We start from the raw sequence: 384 nt of genomic DNA, 5'->3' as shown, positions 1-384 counted from the left end.
ATAACCGTACAAATCCCTATCAAAAAGTTGGTCACCACAAGCCAAGTCACATTTGGTGAAATAGCGGCTGCTGCTAGTGAAAGACTTACTGCACATAGCAACGTTAAAATTAATTTTCTTCTCTCAAATATGTCCCCAAGTGGTACTACTAAAAGATTCCCTAAAGCATATCCTACTTGTGTTAAAGTGGCTACAATACCAATAGATGCTGCTGCTACATTAAATGTCTTCCCCATGCTTACAAGCAAAACCTGATTTAAATACACATTCGCCACTGTAAATCCACAAGCAACTGCCATGAAAAAGATTACTCCCTTTGTAACTCTTGGGTTTTCTTGTACAGAAGCATTGGCTTTATTCACTTTATTCACCCCCTTTATCAAA

The 384-nt window shown here is 38.0% G+C and carries 1 protein-coding gene; it reads right to left on the bottom strand.

Features of this window, described 5'->3' with window-relative positions:
• A partial coding sequence (locus RCF13_RS05335) for an MFS transporter (protein WP_308140928.1) occupies nucleotides 1-362 on the bottom strand: 362 nt, incomplete at its 3' end.
• Nucleotides 363-384: the final 22 nt, after the last annotated feature.

Origin of the sequence: Stenotrophomonas maltophilia group sp. RNC7, assembly GCF_030910085.1 — a bacterium.
Classification (GTDB): domain Bacteria; phylum Pseudomonadota; class Gammaproteobacteria; order Xanthomonadales; family Xanthomonadaceae; genus Stenotrophomonas; species Stenotrophomonas sepilia.
Note: the sequence above shows the minus strand (reverse complement) of the source record. Positions and strands in the feature narration are given on the sequence as shown.